The organism is Allobosea sp. UC22_33 (assembly GCF_042700715.1).
Lineage (GTDB): Bacteria > Pseudomonadota > Alphaproteobacteria > Rhizobiales > Beijerinckiaceae > Allobosea.
Map to the genome: position 1 here is coordinate 959,013 of NZ_CP170556.1, position 17,629 is coordinate 976,641.

Consider the following 17,629-nt stretch of genomic DNA (forward strand, 5'->3'; position numbering starts at 1 on the left):
ACAAGGGCGATTTCTCCCGCAGCCTAAGGCCGCTTCAGGATCGCCATCACCGCGTCGATCGCTTCCGCCCGAGCCTTCGGATCGCTGCCGATCGTGACCATGCCGTCGGGCCGCTGCGAATAGGCCGCCTTGCGCTCGCGCAGCTTCAGGCTCGGATGGTCGAAATCGTGATAGGCGCCGGGGAAGCCGACGAAGCGTGCCCCGCCGCTGCGGGCCAGCTCCTCGCAAGGCGCAGCCGGCGTCCAGTCATCGGCCAGGCCCTGGAAGATCGCGGTATCGGTCTGCGCCTGCCAGCCACGCTTCAGGATGACGCGGCAGCCGGGATAGAAGGCGATGACATGGCGCAGGCGCTTCGCTTCAGGCGCACCAGCGACGCGCAAGGCCGTCGAGCCGCCATTCGACCAGCCGATCAAGGCGATGCGCTGCTTCGCGGCAAAGCCCTGCTTCTCCAGCCAGTCGATGGCGGCGAAGGCATCGCGGGCGCGGCCGGCCGGCGTCAGCGAGCGCTCGCGCTCGTTGCAGAGCGCCTTGATGCCGCGTGGCCCGAAGCTGTCGACGAGGAGCACGGCGTAGCCCGCGCCGGTCAGGCGCTGGGACCAGTCGCTTTCGCGGGCATTGATCTCGCCCGAGCGCGCATAAAGCCCGGCGCAGCCATGCAGCCCGATGACGACGGGGAAGGGGCCTGCTCCCGTCGGCCGCGCCAGCCAGCCGACGAGTTCGCGTGAATCGCGCGACGGAAAGCTCACCTTCTCGAAGGCGCTTGGGGGGGCCGCTGCCGCAGCAAACGGGAGCATGGTGACGACAAGAGCACGAACAAGAGAACCGATCATCCCAAACCCCTCGGCGACCAAATGCTCAATGAACGCGTGCCGGCTGCTCTCGGAAACACGCCGTCACCCCGGGCTTGACCCGGGATCCATCGTAAAGCTCCCGAGCCCCCCGATGGATCCCGGATCTGCGCTGCTGCGCAGTTTGTCCGGGATGACGCGGTGGTTTGGCCGGAAATCAGAGGCTGTGGATGAGCAGAACGATCTCACCCTGCACCCCGACTTTGGCGGGAGAGGACCAAAGAAAAACGCCGCGTCCTTGCGGGCGCGGCGTCAAACTTCGTAACGATCGGCTGCAGGCTCAGTTGAGCTTGGCCTTGATCTCGTTCAGTCCCGCAGCGAAGGCGGCTTCACCGGCCTTGCCGGCCATCTGGCCGCGCAGGATCGTCTCGGCGGCCTTGGTGGCGGCCTCCGCAGCCGCGGCGCGAACCTCGGCCTCGGCCTGGCTCTCGGCCTGCGCGATCTTCTCCTCGGCCGCCTTGGTCCGGCGGGCGACGAAATCGGCGAGCTTGGCCTCGGCTTCCGCCGCGAGGCGCTTGGCCTCGTCATTGGCGGAGGAGACGATCTCGGCGGCTTCGGCCTCGGCGGCCTTGCGCTTGGCATCGTACTCGGCGAGCAGCTTCTCGGCCTCCTGACGCAGGCGGCGGGCTTCCGCCAGCTCCTGCGCGACCTTCTCGCCGCGAGCGTCGAGCGCCTTCACGATCGCGCCCGGCACGCCGAACTTGACCAGGATGGCCAGGAAGATGACGAGGGCGACGCCGACCCAGAAAGTATCCATCTGATCTCTCCTCAGCCGCGCGTCAGGGCCTGGTCGACGGCAGCCGACGCCTCGGTGGCGCTGGGAGCCTGACCGGTCAGCTTGGTGACGATGGCGGCGGCGATGTCGCTGCCGAGATCGCGGACATTGCCCATCGCCTTGGTCTTGGTCTTGGCGATGGTCGCCTCGGCCTGCGCCATCTTGGCGGCAAGCTCGGCCTCGGTCGCATGACGCTGGGCGTCGCTGGCCTTGGCACCGGCCTCGCGCGCCGTCTGGGCGATGCCCTGGGCGTTCTTGCGGGCTTCGCCGAGGGCCTTCTCATAGGCCTGCGCCATGTCCTCGGCCTTGGCCTGCATCGCGGTGGCCTGGTCGAGATCGCGGCCGATCGTCTCGGCGCGCTCTTCCAGGATCGAGCCGAGGCGCGGCAGCGCGACCTTGGACATCAGCCAGTACAGGGCGCCGAAGGTGATCGCGAGCCAGAACAGGTTGCTGGCGAAATGCGCGGGGTCGAAGGGCGGGAAGGAGGCCTTCTCGCCGCTCAGGCCCGGAGTGGCAGCCTGCGCCGCACCCGCCAGCAGAGCAGCGAACGAGGCGACAGCCACAGGCCATCCTTTTCGCGCGAACCCTGAAGATCGAACCGGCATAGCGTGCCTTTCAGCGCTGAAGATAGGAAACCGTCGCGCGCTTGGCCGGATGGCCCTGACGCGCGACGAGAAAGCGGTCGACGAAAGCGTCAGACCACGAAGAGCAGGACGAGCGCGACGACGAACGCGAAGATGCCCAGACCTTCGGCGAGCGCCGCGCCGATGAAGGCGCGCGGGAACTGGCCGTCAGCCGCCGACGGGTTGCGCAGGGCGCCCGAGAGGAAGTTGCCGAAGATGGTGCCGACGCCGATGGCGGCGAGGCCCATGCCGAGCGAGGCGAGGCCGGCGCCGATGAACTTGGCTGCAACAGGATCCATGGTCTTTCTCCAGTGTGGAACTTTTGACGGGGTGGGATGAACTCTCGCGAGCGCTGCCCTTGGCCTCAGTGGCCGGGGTGCAGCGCGTCGTTGAGATAGACGCAGGTCAGGATCGCGAAGACATAGGCCTGCAGGAAGGCGACAAGGAACTCCATCGCGGTGAGCGCGACCGCCAGCAGCAGCGGCAGCGGCGCGATGATGGTCGCAGCGCCACCCGCGGCGATCAGCGCGACGACGAAGCCGCCGAACACCTTGAGCGCGATATGGCCGGCCAGCATGTTGCCGAACAGACGCAAGCTGAGCGAAACCGGGCGCGACAGGAAGGACACGACCTCGATCAGCACGATGAAGGGCAGGAGCCAGCCGGGCACGCCCGACGGCACGAACAGGCCGAGGAAATGGCTGCCATGCTTCATGACGCCGTAGATCACGACGACGCTCATGATGAGCACGGCGAAGGCGGCGGTGACGATGATCTGGCTGGTGACGGTGAACGAGCCGGGGATCATGCCCAGCATGTTGCTGGCCAGCACAAACATGAACAGCGAGAACACGAACGGGAAGAACTTCATGCCTTCCTTGCCCATCACGCCTGTCAGCGTGGAGGCGACGAATTCGTAGGTCATCTCGGCGAGCGACTGCAGGCGGCCGGGAACGACCGCACGCTGGCTCGAGCCGTAGATCATGATCGCCGAGACGACGGCGAGCACGATCACCATCCACAGCGAGGTGTTGGTGAACGACAGGTTGATGCCGAGCGGCTTCAGCTCAACGAGATTCGTGATGTGGAATTGGTGGATCGGATCGATTCCGCCGCCGGCCGCCATGGTCTCGTTCCTCGTCGCGCAGCCGCAAGGGCTGCCTTTCGATCAATTCGCCTTCGGGCCGCCCTTCGACCCGGAGGTCGGACGCGAACCGAGCCGATAGACGGATCTGAAGCCCGCGATGGCTCCGATCACCAGGAAGGCGATCAGCAGGAACGGGGACGTTCCCAGCCACCGGTCGCCGAGGTACCCGATCAGGGCGCCTGCGATGATGCCACCTGCGAGATCCGTCGCGGCGCGAAAACCTGAGGACATCGCGCCCGCAAGGGCCTTGTCCTCTCCAACCGGGCTCGCGCCCGGCTTTTCGCTCTCCTCCGCCCGCTTGATCGCGGATTTCAGGGAGCCCAGTCTTGCGCGCAACTCCGAGTCTGAGGCGTTTGGGTCAGGTTCGGACATGGTCTTGGTTCTCCGTCTTGATCGCGTTTACGCCGCGATCCGGCGAAAAACCACTATAACCACGACCAAACCCGCGCATCGAGCCGTCGTCAGCACGGCCTCCTTTATTGGCAGCCCCCGGCGCTGTCAAGGCAGGTGGATAATGCCTAACGCATTGGAATATCTATAAATTCCGGCAAACTGCGACAATCTTGCCGCATTGCGGGACCGAATGTGGCATTTTTTCAGCGGGACGCGGCGGCTCCCGGCTAGGTTTTTGGGGATGATCGGCCCGCTCCGGGCCGTCTTATCCCGCCTCGCGGATGCGTTCAGCCGTCGCGAGATCGACCGAGACCATCTGGCTGACGCCACGCTCGGCCATGGTCACCCCGAAGAGCCGCTCCATCCGCGCCATGGTGATCGGGTTGTGCGTGATCAGGATGAAGCGGGTCTCGGTATTGCGGGCCATGTCGACGAGCAGGTCGCAGTAGCGCTCGACATTGGCGTCGTCGAGCGGCGCATCGACCTCGTCGAGCACGCAGATCGGCGAGGGATTGGTCAGGAACACCGCGAAGATCAGGGCGGTCGCGGTCAGCGCCTGTTCGCCGCCGGAAAGCAGCGTCATCACTTGCGGCTTCTTGCCAGGCGGACGCGCGAAGATCTCCAGTCCCGCATCGAGCGGATCGTCCGAATCCACCAGCTTGAGCTCCGCCTCGCCGCCGCCGAACAGCACGCCGAACAGCCGCTGGAAATGCCCGTTGACGACGTCGAAGGCGGCGATCAGCCGCTCGCGCCCTTCGCGGTTGAGCGCGCCGATCGCCTGCCGGAGGCGCCGGATCGCCTCGGTCAGGTCGTCGCGCTCGCTGGAGAGGCCTTCGCGCTTGGCCTTCACCTCGGTCAATTCGTCCTCGGCGCGCAGGTTGACGGCGCCGAGCCGCTCGCGCTCGCCCTTGAGATTGGCGAGGCGGCGCTCGATCGCCTCGGGCTCCGGCAGCGCATCGCCCGGCTTGATTCCGGCGATCGCCTGCAAGCCGTCGAGCCCGGTCTCGAGCCCATCCTCGATCTGCCGGATAATGTCGCTGACCCGCTGGCGGGCGGCTTCGAGCCGCGCTTCGGCCGAGGCGCGGCGCTCGCGGGCGCCGGACAGGCCTTCGAGAGCGATCCGTGCCTGCCGGTCGGCCTCCGCCAGAGCCGTTTCGCCGGAAGCCAGCCTGTCGGCAGCGTCCCGGCGCGCGGCTTCGGCCTGCTCGATCTCGGCGACGATGCGCCGCCGCTCGATCAGGAAGGTGTCGGGCGCTTCGAGAAGCGTCTGTTGTTCGGCGCTGGCGGCTTCGATTCGGCGCCGCGTCTCCTCGGCGCTCTGAAGACTGGCAGCCATACGCTGCTTCCAGGCCTTGATATCGGCGGCGATGGTCTCGCGGCGGCGGGCGCGCAAGTCCCCCTCCCGCGCCAGGGTCTGGACCCGCGCTCGCGCGTCGGAGGCAGCGGCGCGGGCCTCGCCGAGCAGCACACGGGCCTTGAGCAAGGTGTTTTCCAGCTCGGCGGAAGCAGGCAGGGTGGACAGGCCCGTCTCCTGCGCCGCGACCTGCTGCGCGGCTTCCGACACGGTCTGGCCGAGGCGTTTGATCGCTTCCGCGAGCGTCGAGCGCTTGACCAGCGTCTCCGCCGCCTTGCGTTCGGCGATGGTCAGTTGCTCGCGAGCCTGGTCGACGCCGCGCCGGGCCTGCTTCGCGGCCTCGATCGTGCCGCTTTCGGCCTGGGCCGCCTGCCGCGCCTCGGCGCTCACGGCCTCCAGAGCCTGGCGCGCGGCCTCTGCCGCCTCTCGCGCTGCTTTCGCCTCGCGTTCGAGGTCGGCAAGGCGATTCTTCTCCGATAGCCGTCGCGCCGCGGGCGAGGGCGCATCGGCCGCGCTGGTGAACCCGTCCCAGCGCCAGAGATCGCCCGCCTGCGACACCAGGATCTGGCCCTGCTTCAATGCGCCCCGCAGGGCGTCACCCCCGTCGCGTGTGACGACGCCGATCTGCGCCAGCCGCCGCCGCAGCGCCGCCGGTGCCGTGACATGGGCGAGCAGCGGCTCGGCGCCAGCGGGCAGGGCGGGATCGCCCTGGCCTTCGCCGGTATCGTCCCAATGGGCGGGGGCGTTCGCCTCGGTCGATGCGTCGAGATCGTCGCCGAGTGCGGCGCCGAGCGCGATTTCGTAGCCCTTGGCGACGCTGACGGCTTCCAGGACCGCCGGCCAGCGGTCGCCCGCCGCCGGCGCCAGCAGCTTGCGCAACGTGCCGATCTCGGTGTCCAGGCGTTGCGCCCGGCGGTCTGCTTCAGCAAGCGGGCCCCGCTGCGCAGCCTCGCGCTCGCGCGTCGAGGCGACGGCTGCGCGTGCTGCGACGACATCCGCCTCGACGCTCTTCAGCGTCTTCTCGGCAGTGATCAGCGCTTCGCGCAGCCTGTCGAGCAGCGTCTTTGCATCGGATGCGTCGAGGATTTCGAGCTCGCGCCGCAGCTTGTCGCGTTCGGCTCCGGCGCGGTCCTGCCGCTCTCGCGCCTCGCGCAACGAGCGTTCCAAAGCGCCGCGCCTTGCGGCAAGATCGGACAGCGCGGTCTGTGCGGCCGCCTGCTCGGCTTCGGCCACTGCGAGGGCGGCTTCCGCGGCGCGCTGTGCCGCCGTTGCGGCGTCCGCACCCGATCCGGCGCCATCGCCTTCCAGGGCGAGTGCTGCATCCTCTGCCGCCAGCCGGGCAAGGCTCTCGGAGGCGTCGCGGCCGACGCTCTGCTGCCGCGACAGATCGGCCTGCAATTCGGCGAGGCGCTTGCCGAGTTCCTCAGTGCGTTGGCGCGTCCGACGATTCTCGGCTTCGAGCTCGTCCAGCCCGCGCTTCAGCCGCACCAGTGCCGCGGCGGCTGTCGCCTCGCCCTCGCGCAGCGCCGGCAACTCATGGGCGGCGATGGCCTGCCTTTTGGCGGCCTCGGCCTGGAGCCCGGTCTGGTCGGCGACGCCGCGCACGGCCTCTTCGAGGACATGGGCAGCCTGCGCCTCCTGGGCGCGGGCGTCGTGCAGGGCGATGACCGCGAGAATCGCCTCGGCCCGGCGGATATCGGAAGCGAGGCTGCGATAGCGCCCGGCGTGCCGCGCCTGCCTCTGGAGCGCGTCGATCTGCCCGTCGATCTCGCCGAGCACGTCCTCCAGCCGGGTCAGGTTGTCTTCGGCCCCACGCAGGCGCAGTTCCGCCTCGTGGCGGCGGCTGTGCAGGCCGGCGATGCCGGCGGCGTCCTCCAGTATGCGGCGGCGCGATTGCGGCTTGGCCGAGATGATCTCGCTGATCTGCCCCTGCCGGACGAGGGCCGGGGAGCGCGCGCCGGTCGCGGCATCGGCGAAGAGGAGCTGCACGTCCTTGGCCCGCACCTCCTTGCCGTTGATGCGGTAGGTCGAGCCTTCCTCGCGTTCGATCCGGCGGGTGACCTCCAGCACATCGGCTTCGTTGAAGGCGGCCGGCGCCTTGCGGTCGCTGTTGTCGAGGGTGAGCGAAACTTCGGCCATGTTGCGGGCCGGGCGCTCGCCCGAGCCGCCGAAGATGACGTCGTCCATCCCCGAGCCGCGCATGTTCTTGAACGAGCTTTCGCCCATCACCCAGCGCAGCGCTTCGACGAGATTGGACTTGCCGCAGCCATTGGGGCCGACGACGCCGGTCAGCCCCGGCTCGATCGGGAATTCGGTCGGCTCGACGAAGGTCTTGAAGCCGGCGAGCTTGAGGCGCGTCAGATGCATGGGCGCGCCAGCTTTCTTCCTTCTCCCCTTGGGGGAGAAGGTGCGTAAGAAGCAGACGGATGAGGGAACTCTTGCATCGCCCCGCCCGTCCATCCCTCATCCGTCAGCGCTTCGCGCTGCCACTTTCTCCCGCATCGAAGTCGGCTGTTGCCGACTTCGATATCTAAAGCTGCCCATCTCGGGCAAGCCCGAGATGGGTGGGAGAAGGAAAGGGCGCTCGTCCCCTCAATTGCCGAGGAGCGGCTCCAGGATCTTGTCGAATTCGGCGATCGTGAGCGCACCGGAACGCTTCTGCCCATTGATGAAAAAGGTCGGCGTCGAATCCACGCCAGCCTTGGCCCCGCCATCCTTCACCACCGTGACGGCGTCATAGATATCCTGGCGCTTCAAGCAGGCTTCGAAGGATTCCTGTGTGAAACCGGCCTGCTTGACCAGCCCGGACAGCGCATCGACCGGCTTGTCGGTGAAGGCCCAGTTACGCTGCTGTGCGAACAGCAGGTCGGTCATCGGGACATATTTGTCGTTGCCGTTGCAGCGGGCCAGCATGAAGCCGGCCGTCGCCAGCGGATCGAGCGGGAATTCCCGCAGCGTGAAACGCACCTTGCCCGTGTCGATGTATTTCTTCTTCAGCTCCGGCCAGGTCGCGGCGTGGAAGCTCGCGCAATGCGAGCAGGTCAGCGAGGCGTATTCGACGATGGTGACCTTGGCGTCGGCCGGGCCGAGCCAGACATCGCCCAGCGGGCCGGCATCGGGCAGCTTGGTCTGGGCCCGCGCGGCGGTGCCGCCCGCGAGCGCGGCAGCGGCGATGCCGGCTGCGCCGGTCAGGAGCTGTCGCCTGTTCGTCATCGTGAAAGATCCTCGGAGGGTCAAAGTCGGTTGGAGCTATAGTGGCCAGTGCGATTGTGGCAAGAGCGCATCCTGCCGCGCACCGTGTCGCTCACGAAGCCGTGTCATCGTCTTGCGTCTTCGCGCGCAGCGCCACGGCCCGGCCGAGCTTGGCCAGCGCCTCGCGCAGGCCCTCGTCGGCGACGCCGGAAACCTGGGCCTCGACCCGCGCCACCGTCTCGCTGTCGAGCTTCGGTAGCGGTTTCGCCGTGACCGGCGCCGCGACCGGTCCTTGCTTGAGCACGAGCTTGCCAACGGCGCGCCAGCCGAGATGCGTGTTGACGCGCTCGACCAGCAAGGGCCCGAGATGCTGCATCTCCAGCGCGAAGGCGCTCTCGACCCGCACCACCATGGTCGCTGGCTCGGAGGCCTCGCCCGGCGCCGGCCGGCGCCGCGGCCAGTCGATCTTGAGCGGGCGCGAGCGCGCCGCCAGCCGCTCGCCGACGATCTCCGGCCAGAGCGAGACGATGGCGCGCCCCGCGAAGCCCTGCGCGGCAAGCGCGGGCGCGATACAGTCGTCGATCAGTTCTGCGAGGGGTTTGGCGGCCATGGCTGCATTGTGGGCTTGAGCCCCGAGGCCCGCAAGCGGGGCGTGAAGCCGCTTGCTACGATTGATGGCTGCGCTACACCGGCCTCATGACCCTTGAGGCTAACGCCACCGACCTTCTCGCCTGGTACGACCGCCATCGCCGGGCGCTGCCCTGGCGTGCGAAGGCGGGCGAGCGGCCCGATCCCTATCGCGTCTGGGCCTCCGAGATCATGTTGCAGCAGACAACGGTTGCGGCGGTGAAGCCCTATTACGAGCGCTTCATGGCGCGCTTTCCGACCGTGAAGGCCCTCGCCGAGGCGCCCTCCGAAGAGGTCATGCAGGCTTGGGCGGGGCTCGGCTACTATTCCCGCGCCCGCAATCTCCACGCCTGCGCCAAGGCGGTGATGGAGAAGCATCGCGGTCGGTTCCCCGACACCGAGGAGGGGCTGCGCGACCTGCCGGGCATCGGTACCTATACGGCCGGCGCCGTCGCGGCGATCGCCTTCGACCGGCCGGCGGCGGCGGTGGACGGCAATGTCGAGCGCGTCATGAGCAGGCTCTTCGCCATCGAGGATGAATTGCCGGGCGCCCGGCCCCTGATTCGCGAGAAGGTGCTGGCGCTGCTGCCGCACGCCCGTCCCGGCGATTTCGCCCAGGCGCTGATGGACCTTGGCGCCACCATCTGTACGCCGCGCAATCCGGCCTGCGGTCTCTGCCCCTGGCGCGAGCCCTGCCGGGCCCGCATCGCCGGCACGCAGGAGCGCTTTCCGCGCAAGGCGCCGAAGAAGGCCGGCGTCACGCGCTATGGCGCGGCCTTCGTGCTGACCCGGCAGGATGGCGCGATCCTGCTGCGCACCCGGCCGGCCAAGGGCCTGCTCGGCGGCATGGCCGAGGTCCCGACCAGCGAATGGCGGGCCGATTACGAGCTCGACGGCGCCGCGCAGGATGCGCCGCTAGCGCTGCGCTGGACCCAGATGGCGGAGCCGGTCCGCCATGTCTTCACGCATTTTCCGCTGGAGCTGAGCGTATTCACCGGCAGCGTGCCGGAACGCACGCAGGCCCCGGCCGGCATGCGCTTCACGCCGTTGGCAAACCTATCCGGCGAGCCGCTGCCGAGCATCATGCTGAAAGTGGTCGAGCGTGCCGGGCTCTATAAGAGTTCGAAGACCCGATAGGTCATCGTCGGCAGTTCGCCGGACCATTTGAAATAGCCCTTCGAGTAGATCTTGCCGCGGTTCGGCGGCCAGGGATCGTGGATGCGCAGCGTCGTGCCGGTGCCGTCCGGATTGCCGTCGCCGCGCATGCCGACGATGACGATCATATGGCCGGGGCTGCCGCGGCCGGCCGTGTACTCGTCGACGCGCCAGAGCATGTCGAACATCAAAGGCCCGCGCGACACCGCCTGCCTGAGCTGCTCGACCGACCAGGATTGCGGCGCGTTGCAGCGCAGCCCGTGGATGCGGCCATAGCGCTGGCCGGTCACGATCGCCTGGTCGCTTTCGGAGGAGTTCAGCAGCCCGCCATCGGAGGCGATCATGTCCGGCGGCGTCTTGGCGATGATGATCGGCACGGTCGATTTCTTCATCATCGCCGTCGAGGTCGCCCAGCAGGTCGTGTTGGTCGGCTGCGCGATGAAGGGGACCTGGTGCAGGATCGGCGCGAAGGCCTCGGTATCGTAGAGGCAGGACTGGGTCGCCGGTCCGGCCTGGCCGTCCTCGACCAGCCAGTTCTTGCGCTGGAAGGCGAGGACCGCGTTATGCGTGAAGGTGCCGAACTGGCCGTCGGGCACGAGCTTCGGGACCGGTTTCAGCTTGGCGTTGAGCGCTTCCTGAAGCGTCTTGACCTCGGGTCCGCGGGAACCGGTCTTGAGGATCGTCGCCATGCTGCCGCCCTCGCTGTCATAGGTTCAGGGTGCGCGCGCCGATGGCGGGGCGCATCCTACGAACATATGACGAAAGGGTAGGGCGTGCGAGGCGGCGCTTACGCCGCCGCCATCTGCGCCCTGATCTCGCCGCGCAGCGTATCGAGCACGGTCAGCCCGCCCGCGCGCTCGACATGCCAGAAGGTCCAGCCATTGCAGGCCGGAAGGCCCTGAGCCAGCGCGCCGACCTTGTGGATCGAGCCGACCGCCGGGCCCAGGATCAATGTGCCGTCGGCCCGCACCGTGGCCTTGTAGCGGCGCTTCTCGTCATGGACGGTCTCGCCCGCCTTCACCAGCCCGGCCTCGACCAGGCTCAGGAACGGCACGCGCGGCTCGCTGCGCTTGGAGGGCGCGGTCGAGAACGCTTCCGGCGCCAGCGGCGTCACTGCGTCGATACGCTCGCGCGCCGCCTTGGCATAGACGGGATCGCGTTCGAGGCCGATGAAGTGGCGGCCGAGCGCCTTGGCGACGGCGCCGGTCGTGCCCGTGCCGAAGAACGGGTCGAGGATGACGTCGCCGGGGTTCGAGGCCGAAAGCAGCACGCGGGCCAGCAGCGCTTCCGGCTTCTGCGTCGGGTGCACCTTGGCGCCGCTCTCGTCCTTCAGGCGCTCGTCGCCGGTGCAGAGCGGCAGATACCAGTCCGAGCGCATCTGAAGGTCGTCATTGCCGCCCTTCAGCGCCTCGTAATGGAAAGTGTATTTCGAATTCTCGCCGCGCGCCGCCCAGATCAGCGTCTCATGCGCATTGGTGAAGCGCCGGCCGCGGAAATTCGGCATCGGATTGGCCTTGCGCCAGACGATGTCGTTCAGCATCCAGAAGCCGAGATCCTGCAGCGTCGCGCCGACGCGGAAGATGTTGTGATAGCTGCCGATCACCCACAGCGCCCCGTCCGGCTTCAGGATGCGGCGGGCTGCCGACAGCCAGTCGCGGGTGAAGCGGTCGTAGTCGGAGAAGGAGGCGAACTTGTCCCAGTCGTCGTCGACGGCGTCGACGAGGCTGTCGTCGGGCCGGCGCAGATCGCCGCCGAGCTGGAGATTATAGGGCGGATCGGCGAAGATCAGGTCGACGCTTGCCGGCGGCAGCGCGTTCATCGCCGCGATGCAATCGCCGACGAGGATCTGATCGAGCGGCAGCTCCCGAGGGATGCCGATATGTTCGGGAAGGCCCTTGGCCTTCATCCGAGCCCCCAGTGCAGGCCGTCCGGTACGCGAAACCTGAATCCGGACGGGAGCACTGGCGGTCCCGGTACGCAGAATACCCATGACGCCAAGACCGTTACGCAACTTCAACGAGGGCGATATTGGTCAGACAGGGTAAAGGTCGGGTTTCCGCTTTGAAAAAAATGCGTCCCATTCTGGGGCTGCAATTTTTGCCTAGCCCATTGGCAATCAAAGGGAATTCGTAAACGGCGGTTAACGTCTGAACCTGCCGTTACGGTAGGTTGGCGGGCGTTCGATGAGGGCCGAGAGCCGCGTTTCCCGTCATGGTCGGGCTTGTCCCGGCAATATACATCTTCCCTCAGCGAGGGCGGTGTTCAAGACTTGGATTCTCGCCACGAGGGCGAGCATGACGGAGTGAAATACCGCCGGGTTCATCGAGGTCGGGCCGAAGCTTCCTGCCCGCCGGGGAGCGACGTGCGAACAGGCGCGGCTCTACCGGAACCAGACGCCCTTCACCGGCGCGAAGGAATAGCGGTGCTCGGGGCAGGGGCCGTGTGCGGCGATCGCCTTGCGGTGCTGCGGCGTCGCGTAGCCGACATGGCCGGAGAAGCCATAGGCCGGGTAGCGCTTGCACAGCCGTGCCATCATCCGGTCGCGCGTCACCTTCGCGACGATCGACGCCGCCGCGATCGAGGCGATCTGGCCATCGCCCTGGATGATCGCCTCGCAGGAACAGGCGAATTGCGGCGGGTCGTTGCCGTCGACCATGATATGGAGCGGCGCCAGCGGGAGGCCGGCGGCGGCCCGGCGCATCGCCAGCAGCGTCGCCTGGCGGATGTTGATGGCGTCGATCTCCACCGCCGTCACGCTGGCAACGGAGACGGCCAGCGCCCGCTCCATGATCTCGCCGAAGAGTTCTTCGCGGATCGCGGCCGGAAGCTTCTTCGAATCGTCGAGGCCATGGGGAACCCGGGTCGGATCGAGGATCACCGCAGCCGCGACGACCGGGCCGGCGAGCGGCCCGCGCCCGACCTCGTCGATGCCGGCCAGCGGCCATAGGCCGTCGGCGATGGCAGATGTCTCGCGGTGGAAATGGGCGGGCATGGCGGGGTTATGCAGCAGAGCGGGGTTGGGGGCCAGAGCAACGGCAGCGTGCTCCACCGTCATGCCCGTATCCAAACGAACAAGCTCGTACTCGACCAGTCCGTACCCAACTAGGCAGGCGCGGGAACCGCGGGGAACCCTCTCCCGGAGGGAGAGGGCAGGGTGAGGGGCAGGCCGTTGGACACTGTAGCTGTGACCCAACCGCCGCCGCGGTGAGAGCGCGCGCGACTGGCCAGGGGCCTACACCTCACCCCTACCCCTCTCCTTACAGGAGAGGGGATCCCGCGGTTTTCAACCGTCTCGTCGCGCTGCCCGGCAGCTCATCCCTCAAAACAAGCTGAGCTGCGCCTTCTCCTTCTCCGGCTTCACGAAGAGGTCGGTCCGCAGCCGCCGCCGCGTCGCGTTGAAGCCGATGCGCTCGGCCGCCATCTCGAAGCGCCGCCCGATCATCCAGGAATAGGGGCCTGAGCCGACCATGCGCTGGCCCCATTGCGAATCGTAATCCTTGCCGCCGCGCGTCGAGCGGATCAGCGACATCACATGGCGCAGCTTGTCGGGGTGATGCGTCAATAGCCATTCCTGTACGATGTCGCGGACCTCTAGCGGCAGCCTGAGCAGGACATAACCGGCTGCCTCCGCACCTGCCGCCTTCGCCGCGTCGAGAATACGCTCGATCTCGTGCTCGTTGATCGCCGGAATGATCGGCGCGACCAGCACAGTGACCGGAATGCCTGCCTCCGACAGCTTGCGGATCGTCTCGAGCCGCTTTGCCGGCGAGGCGGCGCGTGGCTCCATGCCACGTGCGGTCTTCGGGTCGAGCGTCGTCACCGAGAGCGCGACCTTGACCAGCCCTTTCTCGGCCATCGGCGCGAGAATATCGATGTCGCGCTGCACCAGCGCCGATTTCGTGACGATGCCGACCGGGTGGTTGAACTTCGCCAGCACCTCCAGGATCTGCCGCATGATCCGCAGCTTCTTCTCGATCGGCTGGTAGGCGTCGGTATTGGTGCCGATCGCGATGGTGCGCGGCTGATAGGAGGGCGAGGAGAGCTCCTTTTCCAGCAACGCCGCGGCATCGGGCTTCGCCGTCAGCTTGCTCTCGAAATCGAGGCCCGGCGACAGGCCGAGATAGGCATGGGTCGGCCGGGCGAAGCAGTAGACGCAGCCATGCTCGCAGCCGCGATAGGGGTTGATCGAGCGGTCGAACGAGATATCGGGCGAATCGTTGCGCGTGATAATCGTGCGCGCCTTCTCATAAGCGATCTCGGTCGAGAACGGCGGCAGCTCCTCCAGCGAGCCCCAGCCATCATCCTCGGTGACGCGCTGCTCAGCCTCGTAGCGACCGCCGGGATTGATCGTGGCGCCGCGCCCGCGTCGCCGATCCGGATCGATGCGGTGGCCGACATAGGCCATCGGATCGGCGGGAGCGACGACAGGCGCGGAGACGCTCGGTTCCCTGTCCGCCCGCCGCAAGGGCTGAGCAGCCGGGAAGGGCCGTGAAGTGGGTCTGGCCTGGGGCATGGTTTTCGAACCGCGTCGCGCGCCGGGAATCGACGCCATCTGGTCTCAGGTAGAGTGAACATATAGAGAACAAAAGGCAAGTGGCGGGATTGTGGCATGCTGCGTTGCGGCATAGGATTTCGCTCATGCTCACAGCCGTGATCCGTAGCGATGGTTCCCAGCAGGCGCTCGCCGCGACGTTGGCTGTGCTGATTCCAGCCGTGGCGGAAGGTTTTCTCGGCCATGCCGTGCTCGTCGATACGGTTGGCGCGGCCGAGACGGAGCGGGCAGCGGATGCGACCGGCGCGCGTTATCTGCGCGCGAGCCATGAGCGGGCCTGGCAGGACGCGGCCGCCAAAGCGCGGGGCGATCGTCTCGTTCTGTTCGACGCCGGCGATGTGCCGCAAGCCCACTGGGTTCAGGCTGTGGAGCGTCATCTGCTGATTGCCGCCGGGAAGCCGGCGCTGATTCCGTCACGCGGGCTTGCGGCATCGCTGTGCGAGAGAATCACCTTCTCCATCGGACGTCGTGGGCTTGCGGCAGGGCTGGTCATGCCCAAGGCGATGGCGCTGACCGGTCGTCTGGAACGGGCTCCGGTGCGGCTGCCGGTCTTGCGGGAACAGGCCGGTTAGGCAGGCTCGGCGGGTTGCGGTGCCGCCCAATTCGCTATGCCGGCTACGCATGGCTGGACGCATTTTGCCCGGGAACTTGTGCATTGCAGCATAAGTTCATATGTTGACGGTCGCCAAAGCACCTCCCTCAGACCCCGAAAGGAGAGACCCATGCTTGATCGGCACGATTCCTGTTCTGCGCTCGAAGCGGAGCGCGACGAGGACAAGCGCGAGGAACAGCAGGAGGACCAGGATACGTTCTCGCCTCGCGTTCATCAGGAAGGATTCTGGAGCTGACGGCTCCATGAAAACGAAGCGGAGGGCTGGATGAAAGCCCTCCGCGCTGAAATCGAAAGTCACGGGCCCTGTATCGGGCCCGTTCTGCTTTCAGGGCGCCGATGGCGGCCGCGCTACACCTGATTCCGGAACGTGTCGCAGCTCTGCATCGAGCCGGACTGGAACCCGGTCGTGAACCATTTCGTGCGCTGCGCCGAGGAGCCGTGCGTGAAGGAGTCGGGCACGACCGTGCCCTGCGCCGCCTTCTGCAGCTTGTCGTCGCCGATGGCAGAGGCGGTCCGCATCGCCTGCTCGATATCGCCCTGGTCGAGGCGGCCCATTGCCTGGATATTGTGAGCCCAGACGCCGGCGAAGCAATCCGCCTGCAATTCGATTCGCACCGAGATCGCGTTAGCATCGCGTTCGGAAGAGCGCTCGCGGATCTGGTTGGCCTTGGGCAGGATGCCGAGCAGGTTCTGGATGTGATGGCCGACCTCGTGGCCGATCACATAGGCATAGGCGAAATCACCGCCGCCACCGAGCTTGCGCTGCATCTCCTGGAAAAAGGAGGTGTCGAGATAGACCTTCTTGTCGACCGGGCAATAGAACGGCCCCATCGCCGATTGCGCGGTGCCGCAGCCCGAGCGTTCGACGCCCGAGAACAGCACGAGGCGAGGTGGCTGGTAGCGGGTATTGGCCTGCTGCGGCAGAAGCTTCGACCAGATATCCTCGTTCTGCGCCAGAACGGCCGAGACGAAGCGGCCCATCTGATCTTCCGGCGGGCCGGAGGAGCGACGCGTTTCCTGGGTCTGCTCGCGCCCGCCGATGCCGCCGATCAATTCGGCGCCGCCGATGAGCAGGCGCGGATCGATGCCGAGCGCCCAGCCGAGCAGGCCGAGCACGACCATCGTGCCGATGCCGACGCCACCGCGCCCGCCGGGCATGCCGGCGAAGCCGCCGCCACCGCCACCACCGCGCCTGTCCTCGAGGTTATCGGACTGGCGGTAATCTTCCCATTGCATGAAGGCGTCCTCGGCGAAGCTCCCCCGCAATCTCGCCGGGAGAGGCGGGGAACTCAAGTCGTCTTTGCAGGCTGCTCCTGAACGCCGGGTGACTGCGCCTGTTCCAATCAGTGGTATCCGCTGTCGATCCTGACCTTGCCGCGGAAGGTCCAGTACACGAATGCCGTGTAGAACAGGATCGTCGGCAGGAGGAAGCTGACGCCGATCAGCACGAAGATATGCGAGCTCGGCGCTGCCGCCGTATCCCAGATCGTCAGGTCGGGCGGCACCAGATAGGGATAGTTCGAGACCGCGAGCCCGAGGAAGCACAGCACGAAGATCGCGATGGTGAGCGCGAAGGGCGTGAATTCATGCGCGCCGTGCAGCCGCTTCCAGGCGAAGTAGCCACAGATCGCAGTCAGCACCGGCAGCGGCCAAAGCAGCATCAGGTTGGATGGCGTGAACCAGCGCTCGGCGATGCGCGGATGCGCATAGGGCGTCCACAGCGAAACCAGAACGGCGAAGGCGAGCAGGCCAAGCAGCAGCGCCTTCGCCTGCCGGCGCGCCCGCTCCGCCACCGGCCCGTCCGTCTTGTAGACCAGCCAGGTGGCGCCGAGCGTGGCATAGCCGATGACGACGCCGGCGCCGCACATCAGCGTGAACGGGGTCAGCCAGTCGAAGGGGCCGCCGGCGAACTGCTTGTCGACCACCTTGATACCCTGGAGCAGACCGCCGAGGATCAGCCCTTGCGCGAAGGCGGCGAGCGTCGAACCTGCCCAGAAGGCGAGGTCCCAGATCTTGTGACGGGGCTTGGCCACCCAGCGGAACTCGAAGGCGACACCCCGGAAGATCAGCGCCAGCAGCATCAGGATCACCGGGATATAGAAGGCCGGCATGATGATGGCGTAGGCATAGGGGAAGGCGACCCATAAGCCCGCGCCGCCGAGCACCAGCCAGGTCTCGTTGCCGTCCCAGAACGGCGCGACCGAATTCATCATCTGGTCGCGCTCGCCCTCGTCCCTCGTCGTCGGGAACAGGACGGCGATGCCGAGGTCGAAGCCGTCCAGGATGACATAAAGCATCACGGCGGTGCCGATGACGCCGGCCCAGATAACAGGGAGGTACCATTCCATTT

18 protein-coding genes are annotated in these 17,629 nt (G+C 67.2%); 3 read left to right on the top strand and 15 right to left on the bottom strand.

Going from position 1 to position 17,629, the window contains the following annotated elements; genetic code table 11:
- Positions 1 to 23 precede the first annotated feature (23 nt).
- The 9 genes from ACFJGT_RS04505 to ACFJGT_RS04545 form a co-directional block, all read right to left on the bottom strand.
- The gene (locus ACFJGT_RS04505; protein WP_377846307.1) at positions 24 to 830 is read right to left on the bottom strand and encodes a dienelactone hydrolase family protein; all 807 of its coding nucleotides are present in this window, start codon (positions 828 to 830) and stop codon (positions 24 to 26) included.
- Positions 831 to 1,128: 298 nt separating this feature from the next.
- A complete protein-coding gene (locus tag ACFJGT_RS04510; RefSeq protein ID WP_173047713.1) occupies positions 1,129 to 1,605 on the bottom strand; it encodes an ATP F0F1 synthase subunit B in 477 nt (158 codons plus the stop codon).
- Between the two features lie 11 nt (positions 1,606 to 1,616).
- Positions 1,617 to 2,186: a F0F1 ATP synthase subunit B' gene (locus ACFJGT_RS04515; RefSeq protein ID WP_377846310.1), complete on the bottom strand. Its 570-nt coding sequence runs from the start codon at positions 2,184 to 2,186 to the stop codon at positions 1,617 to 1,619.
- 131 nt (positions 2,187 to 2,317) lie between these two features.
- Positions 2,318 to 2,545: a F0F1 ATP synthase subunit C gene (locus ACFJGT_RS04520; protein WP_038360954.1), complete on the bottom strand. Its 228-nt coding sequence runs from the start codon at positions 2,543 to 2,545 to the stop codon at positions 2,318 to 2,320.
- A gap of 65 nt (positions 2,546 to 2,610) precedes the next feature.
- The gene (locus tag ACFJGT_RS04525) at positions 2,611 to 3,372 is read right to left on the bottom strand and encodes a F0F1 ATP synthase subunit A (protein ID WP_377846312.1); all 762 of its coding nucleotides are present in this window, start codon (positions 3,370 to 3,372) and stop codon (positions 2,611 to 2,613) included.
- Positions 3,373 to 3,414: 42 nt separating this feature from the next.
- On the bottom strand, positions 3,415 to 3,765 hold the full coding sequence (locus ACFJGT_RS04530) for an AtpZ/AtpI family protein (RefSeq protein ID WP_265058296.1): 351 nt from the start codon (positions 3,763 to 3,765) through the stop codon (positions 3,415 to 3,417).
- A 286-nt stretch (positions 3,766 to 4,051) separates the two neighbouring features.
- The gene (locus ACFJGT_RS04535; protein ID WP_377846315.1) at positions 4,052 to 7,507 is read right to left on the bottom strand and encodes a chromosome segregation SMC family protein; all 3,456 of its coding nucleotides are present in this window, start codon (positions 7,505 to 7,507) and stop codon (positions 4,052 to 4,054) included.
- 225 nt (positions 7,508 to 7,732) lie between these two features.
- Entirely contained in the window at positions 7,733 to 8,353 is a 621-nt protein-coding gene (locus ACFJGT_RS04540; protein WP_377846317.1) for a DsbA family protein, read from the bottom strand.
- A gap of 91 nt (positions 8,354 to 8,444) precedes the next feature.
- On the bottom strand, positions 8,445 to 8,942 hold the full coding sequence (locus ACFJGT_RS04545) for a DUF721 domain-containing protein (protein ID WP_377846319.1): 498 nt from the start codon (positions 8,940 to 8,942) through the stop codon (positions 8,445 to 8,447).
- 86 nt (positions 8,943 to 9,028) lie between these two features.
- On the opposite strand from ACFJGT_RS04545, the gene mutY reads away from it, so the two are divergent.
- On the top strand, positions 9,029 to 10,096 hold the full coding sequence (gene mutY, locus ACFJGT_RS04550) for an A/G-specific adenine glycosylase (protein ID WP_377846321.1): 1,068 nt from the start codon (positions 9,029 to 9,031) through the stop codon (positions 10,094 to 10,096).
- Here mutY and ACFJGT_RS04555 read toward each other — a convergent pair.
- The 4 genes from ACFJGT_RS04555 to ACFJGT_RS04570 all read right to left on the bottom strand — a co-directional run bounded on the left by ACFJGT_RS04555 (position 10,072) and on the right by ACFJGT_RS04570 (position 14,519).
- The gene (locus tag ACFJGT_RS04555; RefSeq protein WP_377846324.1) at positions 10,072 to 10,803 is read right to left on the bottom strand and encodes a peptidoglycan-binding protein; all 732 of its coding nucleotides are present in this window, start codon (positions 10,801 to 10,803) and stop codon (positions 10,072 to 10,074) included. The genes mutY and ACFJGT_RS04555 overlap by 25 nt on opposite strands.
- Before the next feature lie 98 nt (positions 10,804 to 10,901).
- Positions 10,902 to 12,104, bottom strand: a complete 1,203-nt coding sequence (locus ACFJGT_RS04560; RefSeq protein ID WP_377846326.1) for a site-specific DNA-methyltransferase — start codon at positions 12,102 to 12,104, stop codon at positions 10,902 to 10,904.
- A 390-nt stretch (positions 12,105 to 12,494) separates the two neighbouring features.
- Positions 12,495 to 13,169 carry a ribonuclease HII gene (locus ACFJGT_RS04565; RefSeq protein ID WP_377846328.1) on the bottom strand — a complete coding sequence of 225 codons (675 nt, stop codon included), beginning with the start codon at positions 13,167 to 13,169 and terminating at the stop codon, positions 12,495 to 12,497.
- Between the two features lie 264 nt (positions 13,170 to 13,433).
- Positions 13,434 to 14,519 (bottom strand): PA0069 family radical SAM protein, encoded by a 1,086-nt coding sequence (locus ACFJGT_RS04570; RefSeq protein ID WP_377848921.1) that lies wholly within the window; start codon positions 14,517 to 14,519, stop codon positions 13,434 to 13,436.
- Positions 14,520 to 14,752: 233 nt separating this feature from the next.
- Here ACFJGT_RS04570 and ACFJGT_RS04575 point away from each other — a divergent pair, with 233 nt between their 5' ends.
- Positions 14,753 to 15,238, top strand: a complete 486-nt coding sequence (locus tag ACFJGT_RS04575) for a hypothetical protein (RefSeq protein ID WP_377846330.1) — start codon at positions 14,753 to 14,755, stop codon at positions 15,236 to 15,238.
- A 150-nt stretch (positions 15,239 to 15,388) separates the two neighbouring features.
- Entirely contained in the window at positions 15,389 to 15,514 is a 126-nt protein-coding gene (locus tag ACFJGT_RS04580; RefSeq protein ID WP_377846332.1) for a hypothetical protein, read from the top strand.
- A gap of 113 nt (positions 15,515 to 15,627) precedes the next feature.
- On the opposite strand, the gene ACFJGT_RS04585 is transcribed toward ACFJGT_RS04580, so the two are convergent.
- The gene (locus tag ACFJGT_RS04585; RefSeq protein ID WP_377846334.1) at positions 15,628 to 16,515 is read right to left on the bottom strand and encodes a neutral zinc metallopeptidase; all 888 of its coding nucleotides are present in this window, start codon (positions 16,513 to 16,515) and stop codon (positions 15,628 to 15,630) included.
- 107 nt (positions 16,516 to 16,622) lie between these two features.
- Positions 16,623 to 17,627, bottom strand: a complete 1,005-nt coding sequence (gene cydB, locus ACFJGT_RS04590) for a cytochrome d ubiquinol oxidase subunit II (RefSeq protein ID WP_377846336.1) — start codon at positions 17,625 to 17,627, stop codon at positions 16,623 to 16,625.
- Positions 17,628 to 17,629 lie beyond the last annotated feature (2 nt).